Here is a 14,580-nt window from a genome sequence, read left to right as displayed (position 1 = left end):
TTCACGGTGAAAGCACATCAAGTATGGCGCGGAAATCGGGGCTGTCTTCCCGCAGGCTTGACCAGATCAGGGAGATCTCTGTTTTCGCCTGTGGCGTGGCAATCGGCACGGTCACAAGGGGTTTGCCGTCATAGCTCAGATCACCGGGCGGGCGGGAATAGCTGATGCCGACACCCACACCATTGGCAGCCAGCGATCGCATCATCTCCAGCGATGCCACCTTTTGCTGGATCACCGGTGTCAGGTGCATCCGCGCGAACAGATCGCGCATGAATCCCTGCGACAGGTCCTCATTGAACAGGATCAGGGGTATGCCCTCGAGGTCGGACAGTTCCAGCTCATCCCGTCCGGTCAGGGGATGATCAATTTCGACAAAAGCCACAGGCGCAATATCGGTCAGCTTGCGGCGCATGAAATTCCCTTCGAACCCAACATCATAGGAAATCACGAAGTCCAACAGTCCTTCGGCCAAATCGCGCGCCAGATCCGCAAAACGCCCTTCGCGTCCCGAAAAGGACAATGCTGGAAAACGGTCCGCAAGTCGTTTGAGCGCGGGCGCCAGATACCACGGCGCGATGTCTGCAAAACAGCCAACGCCCCAAGTATGCGTAGCGTCGTGGCCCTGCTCAATCTCGGTTGCAAGCGTCAACAGGGACCGCGCCTGCGCAATGAGACGGTGCCCGAAAGGGGTGATCTCGATTGCTGACCCTTTTCCGCGCAGGAAGATCGCTCTCCCTAGGTGTTGTTCGACCCGAGTGATTGCGACCGAAAGCGATGGCTGCGACACATTCAGTTGCGCCGCTGCTTTGGTCAGACTGCCTGCGTCGGCAACGCCGACGATATATTCATACTGGCGCAGGGTAATGTTTAACATGAAGCTATTATTAGTATGATAAAATATTATTAGAAGTTAAATCTTTTGTTGCGTATGCCTGCCCCGAATACGGAGGATCACAAGATGCACGCACTTCTTACCCAAGACCATGTCGATACCTTCCAGCGCGATGGCGTTGTGCTGATCAAGGGTCTGTTTGCCGATCATGTCGAGACGATCCGCGCCGGTATCGAACGCAACATGAAAGAACCCGGTCCCTATGCTGCCGAGAACCTCAAGGAAGGCGAGGGCGGCCGTTTCTTCGATGACTATTGCAACTGGACCCGCATTCCCGAATTTGAAGAGGTGATCCGCAACTCCGACGTGGGTGAAGTGGCCGCCGACCTGATGCAATCGAAGCGCGTTCAGGTGTTCCATGATCATGTGCTGGTCAAGGAGCCGGGCACGTCGAAGCCGACGCCCTGGCATCAGGACGGCCCATATTACTTCGTCGACGGAATGCAGAATGTCAGCTTCTGGTCGCCGATGGACACGGTCAGGGGCGCAAGCCTGCGCTGTGTCGCGGGCAGCCATGCCTGGGAAAAGCCCGTGTTGCCGACCCGTTGGCTCGCAGAGACCAGTTTTTACCCGAACGAGGATGACTACATGCCGGTGCCGGATCCCGATGCCGAAGGCATGGAAATCCGCGAATGGGAGATGGAGCCGGGTGATGCGGTGGCCTTCAACTATGGCACGCTGCATGGCGCGCGCGGCAACACCACAGAGTCCCGCCGCCGCGCATTTTCCTTGCGCCTCGTTGGGGATGATGCCCGCTATGTAGAGCGCCCCGGTCCGACCTCGCCGCCGTTTCTGGGCCATGGCATGACACCGGGGCAGATGCTGCGCGAAGATTGGTTTCCTGTGATCTACCAACGGACCTAACGACTTCTGAAAGGCCCCGTGCTCATGACACAGCCAGATCATAAATCGCCCGTGCTGGCGATTGTGACGATCCTGCTGTGTGCAGGCCTTTTGTTTGCGGGCAACGGGTTGTTCCAGACCCTGCTGCCCATTCGCGCGGGGCAGGAGGGCTATACCGCCGCGATGATCGGCGTAATGGGCACGGCCTATTTCGGCGGCTTTACCATCGGCTGTTTCGTTGGGCCGAGACTGATCAGCGCGGTTGGCCATGTGCGTGTATTCGCGGGGCTAACCGCGCTTTTGACAGCGACGTTTTTGGCCTTTCCGCTTTATGTTGACCCGTGGGTCTGGGGCGGCTTGCGCATCGTCAGCGGTATTTGCATCGCCGTGATCTATGTCGTCGTCGAGAGCTGGCTGAACGACGCGTCCTCAAACGCCAATCGCGGGCGGGTCTTGTCGGTTTACATTATCGTGACAAACATCGTCACGATGATTGGACAGTTGTTGGTGAACGCCTCTGATACAGCTGGTTCGACCCTGTTTCTGGTCGTTGCAATCCTGATTTGTCTTGCGATTGTGCCGATCAGCCTGACGCCCACGCCGGCTCCTACTCCAATTCCAGCGGCGCGGCTGGACCTTCGCAAGCTCTATGCGGTATCTCCGGTGGGTATTGTCGGCTGCTTCTCATCAGGCATGGCTGAAGGTGCGTTCTGGTCGCTGGGTCCGGTATTTGCGCAAGGGCGGGACATGATCACCAGCGACATCGCACTGCTGATGGCAGCTTTCGTGTTGGGCGGCACGCTGTCACAATGGCCACTTGGCTGGATTTCAGACAAGATTGATCGGCGAATTGTGATTGGGATAGTGTCTTGCGGCACCGTGCTTTCAGGATTGGCCATTGGCTTTGACGTGACCGCGCCCGGGGCACCGATACTGATGCTGGCAGTACTGCACGGCGCGCTCATGATCCCGATCTATGCCTTGTGCATATCCCATGCCAATGATGCCGTCCCCAACGCGCTGATGGTGGAGACCAGCGGCGGATTGATCCTCGCCTTTTCCGTTGGGGCCACAATTGGCCCTGTAGCGGCGTCCCTGTTCATGAGTGGCAATTCCGAAGGCGGGTTGTTTCTTTTTATCGGTCTGGTGTTGTTCCTGTTTGGCATCTTCGCGTTTTTCCGGCTCGCTGTGGACACGCGCCAGCGGATCAAGGACAAGGTACACTTCGCGGCAACACCGGCGGCATCACACACCGTATTCCCGCGAGAGGACCAGCTTTAGCTGTAGGTTTCTTCCAGAACAACGTCGAAATCCTGGTAGTCGCCAATGCAGTCACGCACCCACTCCGGGTTGTGATAGGTATCCAGATACCGATCTCCACTGTCACAGAGCAGGGTCACGATGGAGCCCTCTCGTTTTGCCTGTCGCATATCCTGCGCAATCTGCAACGCCCCCCAGAGGTTTGTCCCGGTCGACGAGCCGGTCTTGCGCCCGATCAGTTTTTCCAGCCACAGCATCGTCGCAATGCTGGCCGCATCGGGCACCCGGATCATCGCGTCAATGACGCCGGGCTGGAAGGAATGCTCAACCTTGGGCCGCCCGATCCCTTCGATACGACTGGATTTATCTGACCGCAGATTGCAATCACCGGTCATGTAACCATCATAGAAAACTGAGTTTTCAGGGTCCACGACTGTCAGCTGTGTATCATAGCCCTTGTAGCGGATATAGCGACCCAAGGTGGCCGAAGTGCCGCCTGTGCCCGCGCTCATCACCAGATGGGCCGGGACGGGGTGGGGTTCATACGCCATCTGCGTGAACACGCTTTCGGCGATGTTGTTGTTGCCGCGCCAATCGGTTGCCCGTTCGGCATAAGTGAACTGATCCATGAAGTAGCCGCCGATCTGCTCGGCCAAGGCGACGGAAGCGTCATGCATCTGCGGTGCGCTGTCCACGAAATGCGTCTGACCGCCATAGAACTCGATCAGACGGATCTTGCTGCGCGCGGTGCTTTTGGGCAGGACCGCAATGAAAGGAACCCCGATCATGCGGGCAAAGTAGGCCTCGGACACCGCTGTGCTGCCAGAGGACGCCTCAACCACGGTTGTGCCTTGCGTGATTTTGCCGTTGCACAGGGCGTACAAAAACAGCGATCGCGCCAGCCGGTCTTTCAGACTGCCGGTCGGGTGGGTGCTTTCGTCCTTGAGGTAGATATCGACGCCTTCGAGCCGCGGGATCGGGAGTTTGAACAGATGCGTATCGGCCGAGTGGCGGGCATCCGCGTTGATCTTGTTGATTGCGTCCGTGATCCACTTGCTCATGTTATCATCCCGCGCTCTTCCTAGATTGATTTCAGCAAGAGCAATACGGCCCCGCCGGACGCAATGAAAAGCATCACAAAGCGCCCGATGTTGCGACTCATGTAGCCTCTATCCCGCTTTTCATTAGCATACCCCACGATCAAACCGGGCAGCATCAGCAGCGCAGGAAATGCCAGATGTAACGAAAAGACACCCGCGACACTCCGCGCGATCAGAGATGAGATTTAGGAAAACGTAAAGACCAACACCATTGTCGGCCGTGTCTTTTCAATTGGTTCGTTTTGATACAGGACGACCAGAGCCCCCCGGGAATGCCGGTGGCAGTCCCCATCACCCCAACGGCCACGCCACAGATTGCAAGATTGCCTGATGTCATCGCAAGTGCTTTTGCGAAGACAGTGATTGCAACAGCCACAAGGATCTTAAGGGCAAATACAATACCCAGAATGTCGCCCGGCAATAGCATGATGATTGCCGCACCAATCAATGTGCCCACAAAGATCGTCGGAAGCAGCAGTGTCACCTCTTTGCGCACCACGAAACTTCTGCCGTCGCCCAACATCAACAATGAAAGAAACAAGTTCACGAACAGCATCGGGCCTGGCACGCAATCAAGACTGATCAATGCAAGTAGCGGGGCGGCGATCATGCCAAACCCCATGCCGGTAGAGGTCTGGACAAGGGATGCAAAGACGACAAAACCGTTGGCGACCAAAAGAGATGGGAGCGACTGCGTCAGTTCCAATTCATCTCATCCCTTGTCGCGATTGCGCGGGCGGATTGACCGCTGGGAAGTGGGGCGGGTCACACCCGCTGCGCAATCAACTGAACGCCTTGTGCGGTTTTCTCAAGCGGTATCGAGCAATAGCCGAGCCCGAAAACTTTATCGGATGATCCTCACGGCGAAAGCCGGGCACGCCTGCCCCTCCGTCGCTTAGGCAGTGCGCCCGGGGGTATCGAACAGCGTACGTTTCAGAACCTCACCCTGAGCGTCGACGGTTAAACGCAACGTCCGACCATTGTAAAAGAACGTGATACGCCAACGACCTGCGTCCTCCTCCACCCCGGTCTCACTACGGCTCGTGATCGTACCTTGTCGCATCAGGTCGGGCACGTCGGCGGGGGCCAAATCAAACGATGTGGCGATCAGTTCGGCCGGGACCAGAAAGCGGTTACCGTCAAAGGTAATCACGTCCGGCGTTGTGGTCGGCCTGGAACTTGATGTCGTCATTTGTCTGCCTCATATGCTCTGCGATTGGCGCAATGCGATGTCGGCGAGCGTGCTGCGGTCGAGCGATTCCAGAAAAGCGGTCTCGGCCACACGCAGCCGTGCTTTGAGACCGCAGGAGCCATCGAGCGTGCAGGCATTTCCGGTGGAGAAGCATTCGACCATGGGCTGATCTTCCTCCAGCAGCTTGATCAACGCCCCGAGCGGGATATCACTTGCCGGTTTGGCAAGCCGTGCTCCGCCGCCTCCCCCACGCCGCGTTTCGACGACACCGGCTGCCGACAACCGCTGCATGATCTTGCTCAGGTGATTGCGGGACAGACCGAACTCATCGGCCATCTCAGCCGTGGAGTGGGCGCGGTCCGGCGCACCAGCCATGCGCATCAGCATGCGAAGGCCGTAATCCGTAAAAGATGTGAGACGCAAAGGGCTCTCCACTACATGAATAGGTATTTACAATACCCATTAGCAGGTCTACGTCTTGGTGCAACGGAAAAACCCTCAGGACGCCAGAATGGTCGGCATGCAATCAGAACAACCTCGCATTTCATCAGCACGACCCGAGATGACCCGCGCGATCATGGACAAGATCGGCCTCGATCAAGGGATGCTGACGGATTTGGTACATCGATTTTACGGCAAGGTTCGCGCAGACAGTGTTCTCGGACCGATCTTCGCAAGCCGCATCACCGACTGGGAGCCACATCTTGCGCGGATGATAGCCTTCTGGTCGTCCGTCGCGTTGATGACAGGGCAGTATCACGGTGCACCGGTGCCGGCGCATGCGCATCTGCCGGTAACACGGACGCATTTCGACCGTTGGCTGAGCCTGTTTCGCGAGACCGCCTATGAGACCTGCCCACCTGCCGGTGCCGCGCATGTGATGATCCGCGCCGAGCGGATTGCACACTCTTTGCACATGGCCGTGGAGGACACGGCTCGCGCCAACTCAAAAACCGTTCCAAACCTGCGCTGACGAAAGGATGCTGCAATGCCTGATGCAAGCCCGCCACAAGACCCTGCTGAGCTGACCCGGTACATCGAAACGCGCTATCATGAGCGGCACCGCGAACAGCTTCCCGTGCTTGCCCAGATGGCCGAACGGGTCGAAACGGTGCATTTCGGCGATGATGATGTGCCGGAGGGTTTGTCCGCCCTGCTGGAGCGGATGATCGGCGAGATGGAAGTGCATATGAAAAAAGAGGAACTGATCCTCTTCCCCGCCATCCGCAAGGGGGGGATGCCCGGCATCGAAAACCCGATTGCGGTCATGCGTGCTGATCACGACGATCACGCCACCGAAATTGCCGAGATTCGCCGTCTGACCGGCAATTTGACCTTGCCGGCGGGGGTCTGCGGCACCTGGACTGCGCTTTACACCGGGCTGGCGGGGTTCCTCGGCGACCTGGAGGAGCATATGCGCCTGGAAAACGATGTCTTGTTCCCACAGTTCGAGCCGGCTTGAGGGCGCTCGCGAAATGGGGATCACAGACACTGGAAGCCGTTTCGCCTCGCCGCCGTGCCTCGCGGGCGAGATCGCGCCAGACTATTTTGATCCGATGGCGGTGGATCCCGAACAGGCGCGGGACGTGGCGCGATGGCGAACGTCGGAACGTGCGCGACTGCGCGCCGAACGCCAAGCGCTCAGCGTCAGCGACCGTGCAGCCGTGGGAGCGGCGGTCTCCAGGCATCTGCGAGAGCTGCTGTTAACGCGCTTTGACGGCGCGCAGGGCAAGGTGATCTCGGCGTATTGGCCAATCAAGGGAGAGCCCGATCTGCGACCGCTGATGGCCGATCTGCACGCGGCACGTGTCACAATTGCTTTGCCATTGGTCGAACACAAAGCGGCGCCGCTTGTCTTTCGCCGCTGGACCCCCGACACAATCATGGTGCGGGGGGATTGGAACATTCCCGTCCCGCCGCCCGAGGCAGACGCACTGACACCCGACATAACGCTGGCACCATTGGTGGGCTGGGACAGCGCAGGCTTCCGACTTGGCTATGGGGGTGGCTATTTCGACAGAACGCTGGCCGCGCTGCGTCCGCGGCCTTTTACCATCGGTATCGGGTTTCACTCCGCCTGCCTGATAACGATTTTCCCACAGCCTCACGATATTCCCTTGGACGTCATCCTGACCCAAGAGGGCGCGCAAGTTTTGAGACAAACACCATGAGCAGCACAGCTGAGCAAATGCGCGCCTGGCGTGGCCCGGCACTGCTTACATTCGGCTTTCGCCCCTTTTTCCTCGGGGCTGGGGTCTGGGCCGTACTGATCATGGCGCTTTGGGTGCCAATGCTGTCTGGTGCTCTGACAGTGCCGACGGCCTTCGATCCGGTGTCATGGCATGCGCATGAATTCCTGTTCGGGTATCTCTCGGCCGTCGTTGCGGGGTTTCTGCTGACGGCGGTGCCGAACTGGACCGGTCGTCTGCCGATTGTTGGCTGGTCGTTGGGCGGGCTGGCTGCGCTTTGGGTGGCAGGGCGCGTTGCCGTAGGGCTGTCGCTGCTGCTGCCGCCTCTCGTGGTCGCCGTCGTCGACCTCGCGATGCCGGTCGCCCTTGGGTTTGTGATCGCGCGCGAGATTGTCGCGGGCAAGAATTGGAAGAACCTTATCGTTCTCGGCATGCTGGCCGCGTTCACGCTTGCCAATGCGCTGTTTCATTGGGAGGCCGCGACTGGCTCCTATGCCGCGCAAGGCTATGGCCTGCGCCTGGGGCTTGGCGCTGGCGTGATGATGATCGCCGTGATTGGCGGGCGGATTGTGCCGTCTTTCACGCGCAACTGGCTCGTCAAACGTGGTGACGGACAATTGCCGACACCGCCGATGCAGAAACTCGACAAGGGCGCCCTGCTGCTGCTTCTAGCGGCGCTTTTGATCTGGGTCGTCTTGCCGGTCCACTGGGTCGCGGGCTTCGCGCTTCTTCTGGCGGGGGTTGCGCATGCCCTCCGTCTGGCGCGGTGGGCCGGGTATCGCACGGGACCCGAGCCGCTGGTTGCCGTTCTGCACGTCGCCTATGCCTTTGTGCCGCTGGGGGCACTCGCCATCGCCGCGGAAACTCTCCGGCCGGACCTCTTCGGGGCGGCAGCGGCACAGCATATTTGGATGGCCGGGGCGATCGGGCTGATGACGCTGGCCGTGATGACCCGTGCCACGCTGGGGCATACGGGCCAGCCGCTGACGGCCGGGATCGGAACGGTTGGTGTCTATCTTGCTGTGATTGTGGCGGTTCTGGCTCGGGTGGGTGCGGGGGTCTGGCCGTCCGAGGCGGACTGGCTGCACCTGATCGCGGGCCTTGGCTGGATCACGGGCTTCGGTGGGTTCGTCATGATTTATGGGCCTCTGCTGCTGCGATTACCGCCGGACAAGCGACCCGGAGACTAGGGAAGTGGGCTGGTTGGAATTTGCATTGGCTTGGGTGGGCTTCATGGTCACCCATTCGCTCCCCTTGCGCGCTCCCGTACGGCCGTGGTTGCAGGCCCGGTTGGGCCAACGCGGGTTCACGATTGCCTATTCTGTTTTGTCGCTGGCCGCGCTGGTGTGGCTGATCGGAGCCGCCGGGCGCGCGCCTGTCGTGCTGCTGTGGAACTGGACGCCGTGGCAGGCGCATGTTCCACTTGCTGCGATGCTGCTCGTCTGCGTGATCCTGGCGCTCGCCATCGGGCGGCCGAACCCGTTTTCCTTCGGCGGCGCGCATAACGACCGCTTTGATCCGACGCACGCTGGAATTGTTCGGATGACGCGGCACCCGATACTTCTGGCATTGTCGCTTTGGGCGTTGGCGCATATCGTGCCCAACGGCGATCTGGCGCATGTGCTCTTGTTCGGATTTTTCGCGATCTTCGCCGCGATCGGCGGGCGTCTTGTCGACCGGCGGCGGCAGCGTGACATGGGGGTGGCGTGGCACCGTCTGCATGCCGAGGTGACATCCAGCCTTGGGACTGCCAGACCGACCTCCTGGGGCGCGGCGATCGTCCGCGGGATCGCTGGCGTCGCGTTTTATGTCGGCTTGATCTGGGTGCATCCATGGTTGTTTGGTGTCAGCCCGCTGGGCTGAGAAAACCCATGATTGATTCCGATCAAGGCGCGCGCACCGAGATCGGCTACAGTATCTTGCAGCAGTTGATGCATGGAACCGCTTCCGATGAAAACGCTTCGGCAAATCCTGGACGAGAAGGGCACGGAGGTCTTCAGTGTGACGCCTGATGCCACCGTTCTTGATGCCATCCAGGCGATGGCCGATCATGACATCGGGGCGCTTGTTGTTCTGGATGGTGAGATGCTGGTCGGGATTATTACCGAGCGGCATTACGCACGAAGGGTTTTTCTGAAGGGCAAATCCTCTCCCAAAACCAAAGTCAGGGACATCATGACAACCCCGGTTGTCTGCGCCGATCCCGGCCAGTCAACCGATCAGGGTCTGGCTTTGATGACGGAAAAGAAGATACGTCATTTGCCGGTCATCCGTGAGAACCGGGTCATTGGCATTGTCTCGATCGGCGATCTGGTAAAAAGCAAGATCAGCGACCAGCGCTTCGTGATCGACCAACTGGAGCGATACATATCCGGGTAGCGAGCGCTTTTGTGGTGCCCGGATAACCGGTGACGCCGCGCGTCTCATTTTGAGCCGAATTGCGCCAGATCAAGGTATTCAGTGATTCTACGCATAAGGTGAGCATGTGCAACACAGGGGAGGTGTGTCTGCCATGACAACAAGCTTGTTCGAGACAACGATTGGTGCCTTCGAAGAACGCATGGCGCTCAGGCGGAAAATGCTCAACGTCACGGGTGTCACGCTCCCAAAACGGCGTATCCCGAAGGACGTGGAAGACAAAATTCGCGACACCATTATCAACTGCTACGAATGCAAGAGCGGCGACACCTGCGCAAGCTGGCTTGCGACAGCGGAGGATGGCGTGCCGCCGCCCGCGTTCTGTCCGAACCGGAACACGATCCTGCGTTTGAAGGCAGACGGCTACACAAAGGAACCGGGCGCATGACCATTCGTGAGGCACTTGGCAGCTTTTACGCGGTCCGCGAGGCGCGGTTGGGCCAGATGGGAGATATGCTTGATATCACCGGCGCGATGACGGCCCTTGAACGCGGGCTGTGTGGGGACTCGGAGCTTCAGTCAGCCGTCATCAGATGTCTGAACTGTCGGAATGACGAGGCCTGCAAGGCTTGGTTGGCAAAGGCCGAGCACGGTGCTCCGCCACCGTCCTTCTGTCCGAACGCACAGCTGTTTGACGGGCTGAGACCGCGCTAAGTCACTTTACGCGCCGAGAACGTCCTCGATCCAGGTTTTGGCCGCCACGGCCCGCGGCAGGCCCAGCGTGCCGATCGCCAGTAGCGCCACTTGCGTGAGCGCCGCATTCTCGACGCCCTCGGTCTTCGCCCGGCGGCTGTGCGAGTGGACGGCCCCTTCGGAGGCCGCCCCGATCGCAAGCGCCAGTTTCACCAACCGTTTCTCGCGATCGGTCAACGGACCCGCCTCTGCGCAGGCTGCGCCGAGGCTGGAATAGGCGCTCCAGATTTCGGGGTGTTGCTCTGCAAGGTCACCGGCCGCACCGGGCATGGATTTTGTCATTGGACGCTCCTCACGTTGTATGATCATCGATCAGGGGATTGGGCTTTGCGAACCGGGCAAGGTCATCGGGATCGACGATTGAGATATGGTTCGAGGAGACCTTTACGCCATAGGGCTCAAGGCCTTTGAAGGCGCGGCTCAGGTTTTCCGGTGTCATGCCGAGAAAGGAAGCCAGACGCCTTTTCTCCATTGTCAGGTCGAACTCGGTCGACCCGGAAAGCGTTTGCTGACGCAGGATGTAGTTGGCCAGCCGCTCCAGCGACGTGCGCAGTTTCAGATCCTTGGTGTTCTTGACGACCGACCGATAGCACTGCGCCAATTCAGTCACGATCGCCCGTGCGAAGGCGGGGTCCTTGGAAAAGATTTGCCGCACGTCCGTGGAAGGAACTAACACGATACGGCTTCTTTCCAATGTGCGGGCGGACATCAGATAGGGAAGGTCGTTGATGGTTGCCGCAAGGATGAAGGTCGAGATCGGCCGCACCGTGGCCATCGAACTCTCGCGGCCGTTCCAGGACGAATAAAGATCGACGGATCCGGTCAGAACGACATGTAGGAAATCAGGCCGGTCTTCTTCATGGATCAGATCGATGCGTGGCGGGAAATTCTGCACATAGGCGCCCCGCATCAGGGCATCAAAATTTGCCTCTTCCATCTCCGCGAACAGCTCGAGCGCGCGAATGTCTTCTTCATACGACTCAGGCATTGCAGACTTCGCGGCTCCCGATCCCTTTTTGACATATGTTTCGTCAATAATTGATAAATGTCAATCAACAGTATGACCTTTGCCGGACCCGAACTTGATCGCCGCGTGCACCGACTTGATAAATCTGCATAACATATTTATTTTGCTGTATTTTTCTGTTTTCTTGATCCAGATCAAGCACCGTTCACGCGACCTCCGCCACACCTGTCCGCAAGCCCGCAAAGGGCATTCTTGCCGTACAGATGCCAGGAGGACATGCCATGGACAGTGCCGGAACCGTCCCAAGATCAGACCAGAACAGAGCCCTCGCGCTCAGCACGATCGCCTTCACAGCCTGTTTTGCCGTCTGGACCATTTTTTCGATCATCGGGGTCGGCATCAAGGCCGAGCTCGGTCTCAACGAGGCTCAGTTCGGCCTGTTGGTGGCAACACCGATCCTGACTGGCTCGATCTCGCGACTGTTCCTGGGGGTCTGGACCGAGAAATACGGTGGACGTCTGGTATTCACCGCACAGATGCTGCTGACGGCGCTGGCCACATGGGCGCTGACATTCGCGTCAACCTACATCATGTATCTGGTCGCGGCGCTTGGTATCGGTTTGGCTGGCGGCTCCTTCATCATCGGCGTGGCCTACGTGTCTCGGTTCTACGATGCGGGCCATCAGGGGACGGCACTCGGCATTTTCGGGGCGGGCAACGTGGGAGCCGCGGTCACCAAGTTCGTCGCCCCCTTCGTCATGGTGGCTTACGGCTGGCAGGGCGTCGCGCATGTCTGGGCGATCGGGCTGGCGGTCATGGCCGTCATCTTCTTTCTGTTCGCCAAGGACGATCCGGAACTGGTGGCGCGGCGTAAATCCGGCGTCAAGGCGCCGAGCCTCACCCAGCAGTTCGCGCCGCTCCGGAACCTCCAGGTCTGGCGCTTCTCGCTTTATTACTTCTTCGTCTTCGGCGCCTTCGTGGCGCTGGCGCTCTGGATGCCGCACTACCTGATTGATGTCTACGGGCTTGATGTCAGGGCGGCCGGGATGGCGGCTGCGGCGTTCTCCCTCTCAGCCTCGCTCTTCCGCGCCTATGGCGGGCATCTCTCCGACAAGTTCGGCGCCCGCGCGGTCATGTACTGGACCTTCGGGTTCAGCCTCGTGCTGCTCTTCATGCTGTCCTATCCGCCGACGGATTACGTGATCCAGGGCAAGGACGGCACCATCACCTTCTCCACCGAGATGGCGCTCTGGCCGTTCATCATCACACTCTTTGTCCTCGGCTTCTTCATGAGCCTCGGTAAGGCGGCCGTGTTCAAGCACATCCCCGTGTACTATCCGCACCATGTCGGCGCGGTCGGCGGACTTGTGGGCATGATCGGCGGCCTCGGGGGATTTGTCCTGCCGATCGGCTTTGGTGCCCTGCTTGAGTTGACGGGGATCTACACAAGCTGTTTCGCGCTTCTGTTTGTGCTGGTCGCGATTGCACTCGGCTGGATGCACCTGTCGGTGCGCGCGATGGAGCGGGCGGCGCATGGTCCCGCACTCGATGCGCTCCCCGAGCTGCCCGAGATGCAGGAGATCCACTCACCCGAGAAAACGGCCATGCCCCGGACGCTGACCGAGTGGCAGCCCGAGAACGCCGACTTCTGGCAGCAGAAAGGGCGCGCCGTCGCCCGCCGCAATCTGTGGATCTCGATCCCGGCGCTGCTCCTGGCCTTCTCGGTCTGGATGGTCTGGTCGATGGTTGTGGCCCGCTTGCCCGCCATCGGGTTCGACTTCACCTCGTCCCAGTTGTTCTGGCTGGCTGCCCTGCCCGGCCTGTCGGGCGCGACTTTGCGCATCTTCTACAGTTTCATGGTGCCGATCTTCGGCGGCAGACTTTGGACAACTCTGTCAACGGCATCGCTGCTGCTACCGGCCATCGGGATCGGCTATGCCGTTCAGAACCCCGAAACGCCCTATCTGATCTTCCTCGCCCTGGCACTTCTGTGTGGCCTCGGTGGCGGCAACTTTGCCTCCTCCATGGCCAACATCGCCTATTTCTTCCCGAAAGCGGAGAAGGGCAATGCGCTGGCACTGAATGCGGGTCTCGGCAACCTCGGTGTCTCGGTCATGCAATTCCTCGTGCCGATCGTGATCACCGCCGGTGTATTCGGTGCCATGGGCGGATCGCCAGTCACTCTGGATGACGGCAGCCAGCTCTGGATGCAGAACGCAGGCTTTGTCTGGGTGCCCTTCATCCTCGTCGCCACGGCGGCAGCCTGGCTTGGCATGAACGACATTGCCGACGCCAAGGCCAGCTTCCGCGATCAGGCGATTATCTTCAGCCGCTTCCACAACTGGGTCATGTGTGTGCTCTACACCGGCACCTTCGGCAGCTTCATCGGCTACTCGGCCGGGTTTCCGCTGCTGACACGGTTGATGTTCCCGGAAGTGAATGCATTGCAATACGTGTTCCTTGGACCCCTCGTTGGAGCGCTGAGCCGCGCGGGCACGGGCTGGATCAGCGACCGTTTCGGCGGCGGGCGGGTCACCTTCTGGACCTTCGCCGGCATGATCGTCGCGGTCTTCGGGGTGATCTCCTTCCTGCCGTCGGACGGGCAGGGCGGCAGCTTCATGGGCTTCTTTGCCTGCTTCATGGCTCTGTTCTTCCTGACCGGCGTGGGCAACGCCTCCACCTTCCAGATGATCCCCGCGATCATGGGACGCGAGATCCCGCGCCTGATGCCGGAACTCGATGCGGTGGCAAGCCGTAGGCAGGCCGAACGCGAAAGCGCTGCCATCATCGCCTTTACCTCGGCGATCGCGGCTTACGGGGCCTTCTTCATCCCCAAACTCTACGGCACGTCGATTGCCATGACCGGAGCCCCGAATGGCGCGCTCTGGGCCTTCCTCGGCTTCTACGTGATCTGCCTGGTCGTGACCTGGGTCTACTACACCCGGCCCGGCGGGCTTCTCTATGACATTGAACGCGGTCGCGGCACAGGTGCCGCTGCGCAACCTGCTGAATAAGAAAGGACGCCA

Annotated in this window: 18 protein-coding genes; 11 read left to right on the top strand and 7 right to left on the bottom strand. The window is 59.7% G+C overall.

Annotated elements, in window-relative coordinates:
- Position 1 precedes the first annotated feature (1 nt).
- Complete coding sequence (locus LOM8899_RS21205) at positions 2-874, bottom strand: LysR family transcriptional regulator (RefSeq protein WP_093994247.1); 873 nt, start codon at positions 872-874, stop codon at positions 2-4.
- Between the two features lie 84 nt (positions 875-958).
- Between LOM8899_RS21205 and LOM8899_RS21200 the strand changes: the two genes are divergently transcribed.
- Together LOM8899_RS21200 and LOM8899_RS21195 are read left to right on the top strand one after the other, a co-directional pair.
- Entirely contained in the window at positions 959-1,756 is a 798-nt protein-coding gene (locus LOM8899_RS21200; RefSeq protein WP_093994260.1) for a phytanoyl-CoA dioxygenase family protein, read from the top strand.
- 24 nt (positions 1,757-1,780) lie between these two features.
- Complete coding sequence (locus LOM8899_RS21195; protein WP_093994246.1) at positions 1,781-3,016, top strand: MFS transporter; 1,236 nt, start codon at positions 1,781-1,783, stop codon at positions 3,014-3,016.
- Here the strand turns inward: LOM8899_RS21195 and LOM8899_RS21190 are convergent.
- From LOM8899_RS21190 to LOM8899_RS21175, 4 genes are all read right to left on the bottom strand, one after another.
- Positions 3,013-4,056: a PLP-dependent cysteine synthase family protein gene (locus LOM8899_RS21190; RefSeq protein WP_093994245.1), complete on the bottom strand. Its 1,044-nt coding sequence runs from the start codon at positions 4,054-4,056 to the stop codon at positions 3,013-3,015. The two genes, LOM8899_RS21195 and LOM8899_RS21190, sit on opposite strands and share 4 nt — an antisense overlap.
- 211 nt (positions 4,057-4,267) lie before the next feature.
- The gene (locus LOM8899_RS21185) at positions 4,268-4,801 is read right to left on the bottom strand and encodes a sulfite exporter TauE/SafE family protein (RefSeq protein ID WP_245820679.1); all 534 of its coding nucleotides are present in this window, start codon (positions 4,799-4,801) and stop codon (positions 4,268-4,270) included.
- A gap of 189 nt (positions 4,802-4,990) precedes the next feature.
- Positions 4,991-5,287 (bottom strand): DUF6522 family protein, encoded by a 297-nt coding sequence (locus LOM8899_RS21180; RefSeq protein WP_219929034.1) that lies wholly within the window; start codon positions 5,285-5,287, stop codon positions 4,991-4,993.
- 9 nt (positions 5,288-5,296) lie between these two features.
- Entirely contained in the window at positions 5,297-5,710 is a 414-nt protein-coding gene (locus LOM8899_RS21175; RefSeq protein WP_093994244.1) for an RrF2 family transcriptional regulator, read from the bottom strand.
- Positions 5,711-5,849: 139 nt separating this feature from the next.
- Between LOM8899_RS21175 and LOM8899_RS21170 the strand changes: the two genes are divergently transcribed.
- The 8 genes from LOM8899_RS21170 to LOM8899_RS21135 all read left to right on the top strand — a co-directional run bounded on the left by LOM8899_RS21170 (position 5,850) and on the right by LOM8899_RS21135 (position 10,548).
- The gene (locus LOM8899_RS21170) at positions 5,850-6,260 is read left to right on the top strand and encodes a group III truncated hemoglobin (RefSeq protein WP_093994243.1); all 411 of its coding nucleotides are present in this window, start codon (positions 5,850-5,852) and stop codon (positions 6,258-6,260) included.
- Positions 6,261-6,275: 15 nt separating this feature from the next.
- Positions 6,276-6,749: a hemerythrin domain-containing protein gene (locus LOM8899_RS21165; RefSeq protein ID WP_093994242.1), complete on the top strand. Its 474-nt coding sequence runs from the start codon at positions 6,276-6,278 to the stop codon at positions 6,747-6,749.
- Between the two features lie 13 nt (positions 6,750-6,762).
- Positions 6,763-7,458 carry a 5-formyltetrahydrofolate cyclo-ligase gene (locus tag LOM8899_RS21160; RefSeq protein WP_093994241.1) on the top strand — a complete coding sequence of 232 codons (696 nt, stop codon included), beginning with the start codon at positions 6,763-6,765 and terminating at the stop codon, positions 7,456-7,458.
- Positions 7,455-8,666: an NnrS family protein gene (locus tag LOM8899_RS21155; protein ID WP_093994240.1), complete on the top strand. Its 1,212-nt coding sequence runs from the start codon at positions 7,455-7,457 to the stop codon at positions 8,664-8,666. Before LOM8899_RS21160 ends, LOM8899_RS21155 begins: the two co-directional genes overlap by 4 nt.
- 4 nt (positions 8,667-8,670) lie before the next feature.
- Positions 8,671-9,339 carry an NnrU family protein gene (locus LOM8899_RS21150; protein ID WP_245820677.1) on the top strand — a complete coding sequence of 223 codons (669 nt, stop codon included), beginning with the start codon at positions 8,671-8,673 and terminating at the stop codon, positions 9,337-9,339.
- Between the two features lie 72 nt (positions 9,340-9,411).
- Positions 9,412-9,855 carry a CBS domain-containing protein gene (locus LOM8899_RS21145; RefSeq protein WP_211096247.1) on the top strand — a complete coding sequence of 148 codons (444 nt, stop codon included), beginning with the start codon at positions 9,412-9,414 and terminating at the stop codon, positions 9,853-9,855.
- Positions 9,856-10,000: 145 nt separating this feature from the next.
- Positions 10,001-10,282 (top strand): DUF6455 family protein, encoded by a 282-nt coding sequence (locus LOM8899_RS21140; protein WP_133065085.1) that lies wholly within the window; start codon positions 10,001-10,003, stop codon positions 10,280-10,282.
- Positions 10,279-10,548, top strand: a complete 270-nt coding sequence (locus LOM8899_RS21135) for a DUF6455 family protein (RefSeq protein ID WP_211096246.1) — start codon at positions 10,279-10,281, stop codon at positions 10,546-10,548. Before LOM8899_RS21140 ends, LOM8899_RS21135 begins: the two co-directional genes overlap by 4 nt.
- Positions 10,549-10,554: 6 nt before the next feature.
- On the opposite strand, the gene LOM8899_RS21130 is transcribed toward LOM8899_RS21135, so the two are convergent.
- Both LOM8899_RS21130 and LOM8899_RS21125 read right to left on the bottom strand, forming a co-directional pair.
- Complete coding sequence (locus LOM8899_RS21130) at positions 10,555-10,869, bottom strand: carboxymuconolactone decarboxylase family protein (RefSeq protein ID WP_093994237.1); 315 nt, start codon at positions 10,867-10,869, stop codon at positions 10,555-10,557.
- A gap of 10 nt (positions 10,870-10,879) precedes the next feature.
- Positions 10,880-11,575 carry a cyclic nucleotide-binding domain-containing protein gene (locus tag LOM8899_RS21125; RefSeq protein ID WP_093994236.1) on the bottom strand — a complete coding sequence of 232 codons (696 nt, stop codon included), beginning with the start codon at positions 11,573-11,575 and terminating at the stop codon, positions 10,880-10,882.
- Between the two features lie 260 nt (positions 11,576-11,835).
- Here LOM8899_RS21125 and LOM8899_RS21120 point away from each other — a divergent pair, with 260 nt between their 5' ends.
- The gene (locus LOM8899_RS21120) at positions 11,836-14,568 is read left to right on the top strand and encodes a nitrate/nitrite transporter (RefSeq protein WP_093994235.1); all 2,733 of its coding nucleotides are present in this window, start codon (positions 11,836-11,838) and stop codon (positions 14,566-14,568) included.
- The last annotated feature ends 12 nt before the right edge of the window (positions 14,569-14,580 follow it).

The organism is Flavimaricola marinus (assembly GCF_900184895.1).
In the GTDB taxonomy this organism is placed as follows: domain Bacteria; phylum Pseudomonadota; class Alphaproteobacteria; order Rhodobacterales; family Rhodobacteraceae; genus Flavimaricola; species Flavimaricola marinus.
This window is presented reverse-complemented; position numbering and strand designations above follow the sequence as displayed.

Coding starts and splice junctions, on each gene's coding strand:
- LOM8899_RS21180 (WP_219929034.1), bottom strand. CDS start 5,287: ATGACGACATCAAGTTCCAGGCCGACCACAACGCCGGACGTGATTACC.
- LOM8899_RS21120 (WP_093994235.1), top strand. CDS start 11,836: ATGGACAGTGCCGGAACCGTCCCAAGATCAGACCAGAACAGAGCCCTC.
- LOM8899_RS21165 (WP_093994242.1), top strand. CDS start 6,276: ATGCCTGATGCAAGCCCGCCACAAGACCCTGCTGAGCTGACCCGGTAC.
- LOM8899_RS21155 (WP_093994240.1), top strand. CDS start 7,455: ATGAGCAGCACAGCTGAGCAAATGCGCGCCTGGCGTGGCCCGGCACTG.
- LOM8899_RS21160 (WP_093994241.1), top strand. CDS start 6,763: ATGGGGATCACAGACACTGGAAGCCGTTTCGCCTCGCCGCCGTGCCTC.
- LOM8899_RS21195 (WP_093994246.1), top strand. CDS start 1,781: ATGACACAGCCAGATCATAAATCGCCCGTGCTGGCGATTGTGACGATC.
- LOM8899_RS21130 (WP_093994237.1), bottom strand. CDS start 10,869: ATGACAAAATCCATGCCCGGTGCGGCCGGTGACCTTGCAGAGCAACAC.
- LOM8899_RS21200 (WP_093994260.1), top strand. CDS start 959: ATGCACGCACTTCTTACCCAAGACCATGTCGATACCTTCCAGCGCGAT.
- LOM8899_RS21190 (WP_093994245.1), bottom strand. CDS start 4,056: ATGAGCAAGTGGATCACGGACGCAATCAACAAGATCAACGCGGATGCC.
- LOM8899_RS21170 (WP_093994243.1), top strand. CDS start 5,850: ATGACCCGCGCGATCATGGACAAGATCGGCCTCGATCAAGGGATGCTG.
- LOM8899_RS21145 (WP_211096247.1), top strand. CDS start 9,412: ATGGAACCGCTTCCGATGAAAACGCTTCGGCAAATCCTGGACGAGAAG.
- LOM8899_RS21205 (WP_093994247.1), bottom strand. CDS start 874: ATGTTAAACATTACCCTGCGCCAGTATGAATATATCGTCGGCGTTGCC.
- LOM8899_RS21135 (WP_211096246.1), top strand. CDS start 10,279: ATGACCATTCGTGAGGCACTTGGCAGCTTTTACGCGGTCCGCGAGGCG.
- LOM8899_RS21125 (WP_093994236.1), bottom strand. CDS start 11,575: ATGCCTGAGTCGTATGAAGAAGACATTCGCGCGCTCGAGCTGTTCGCG.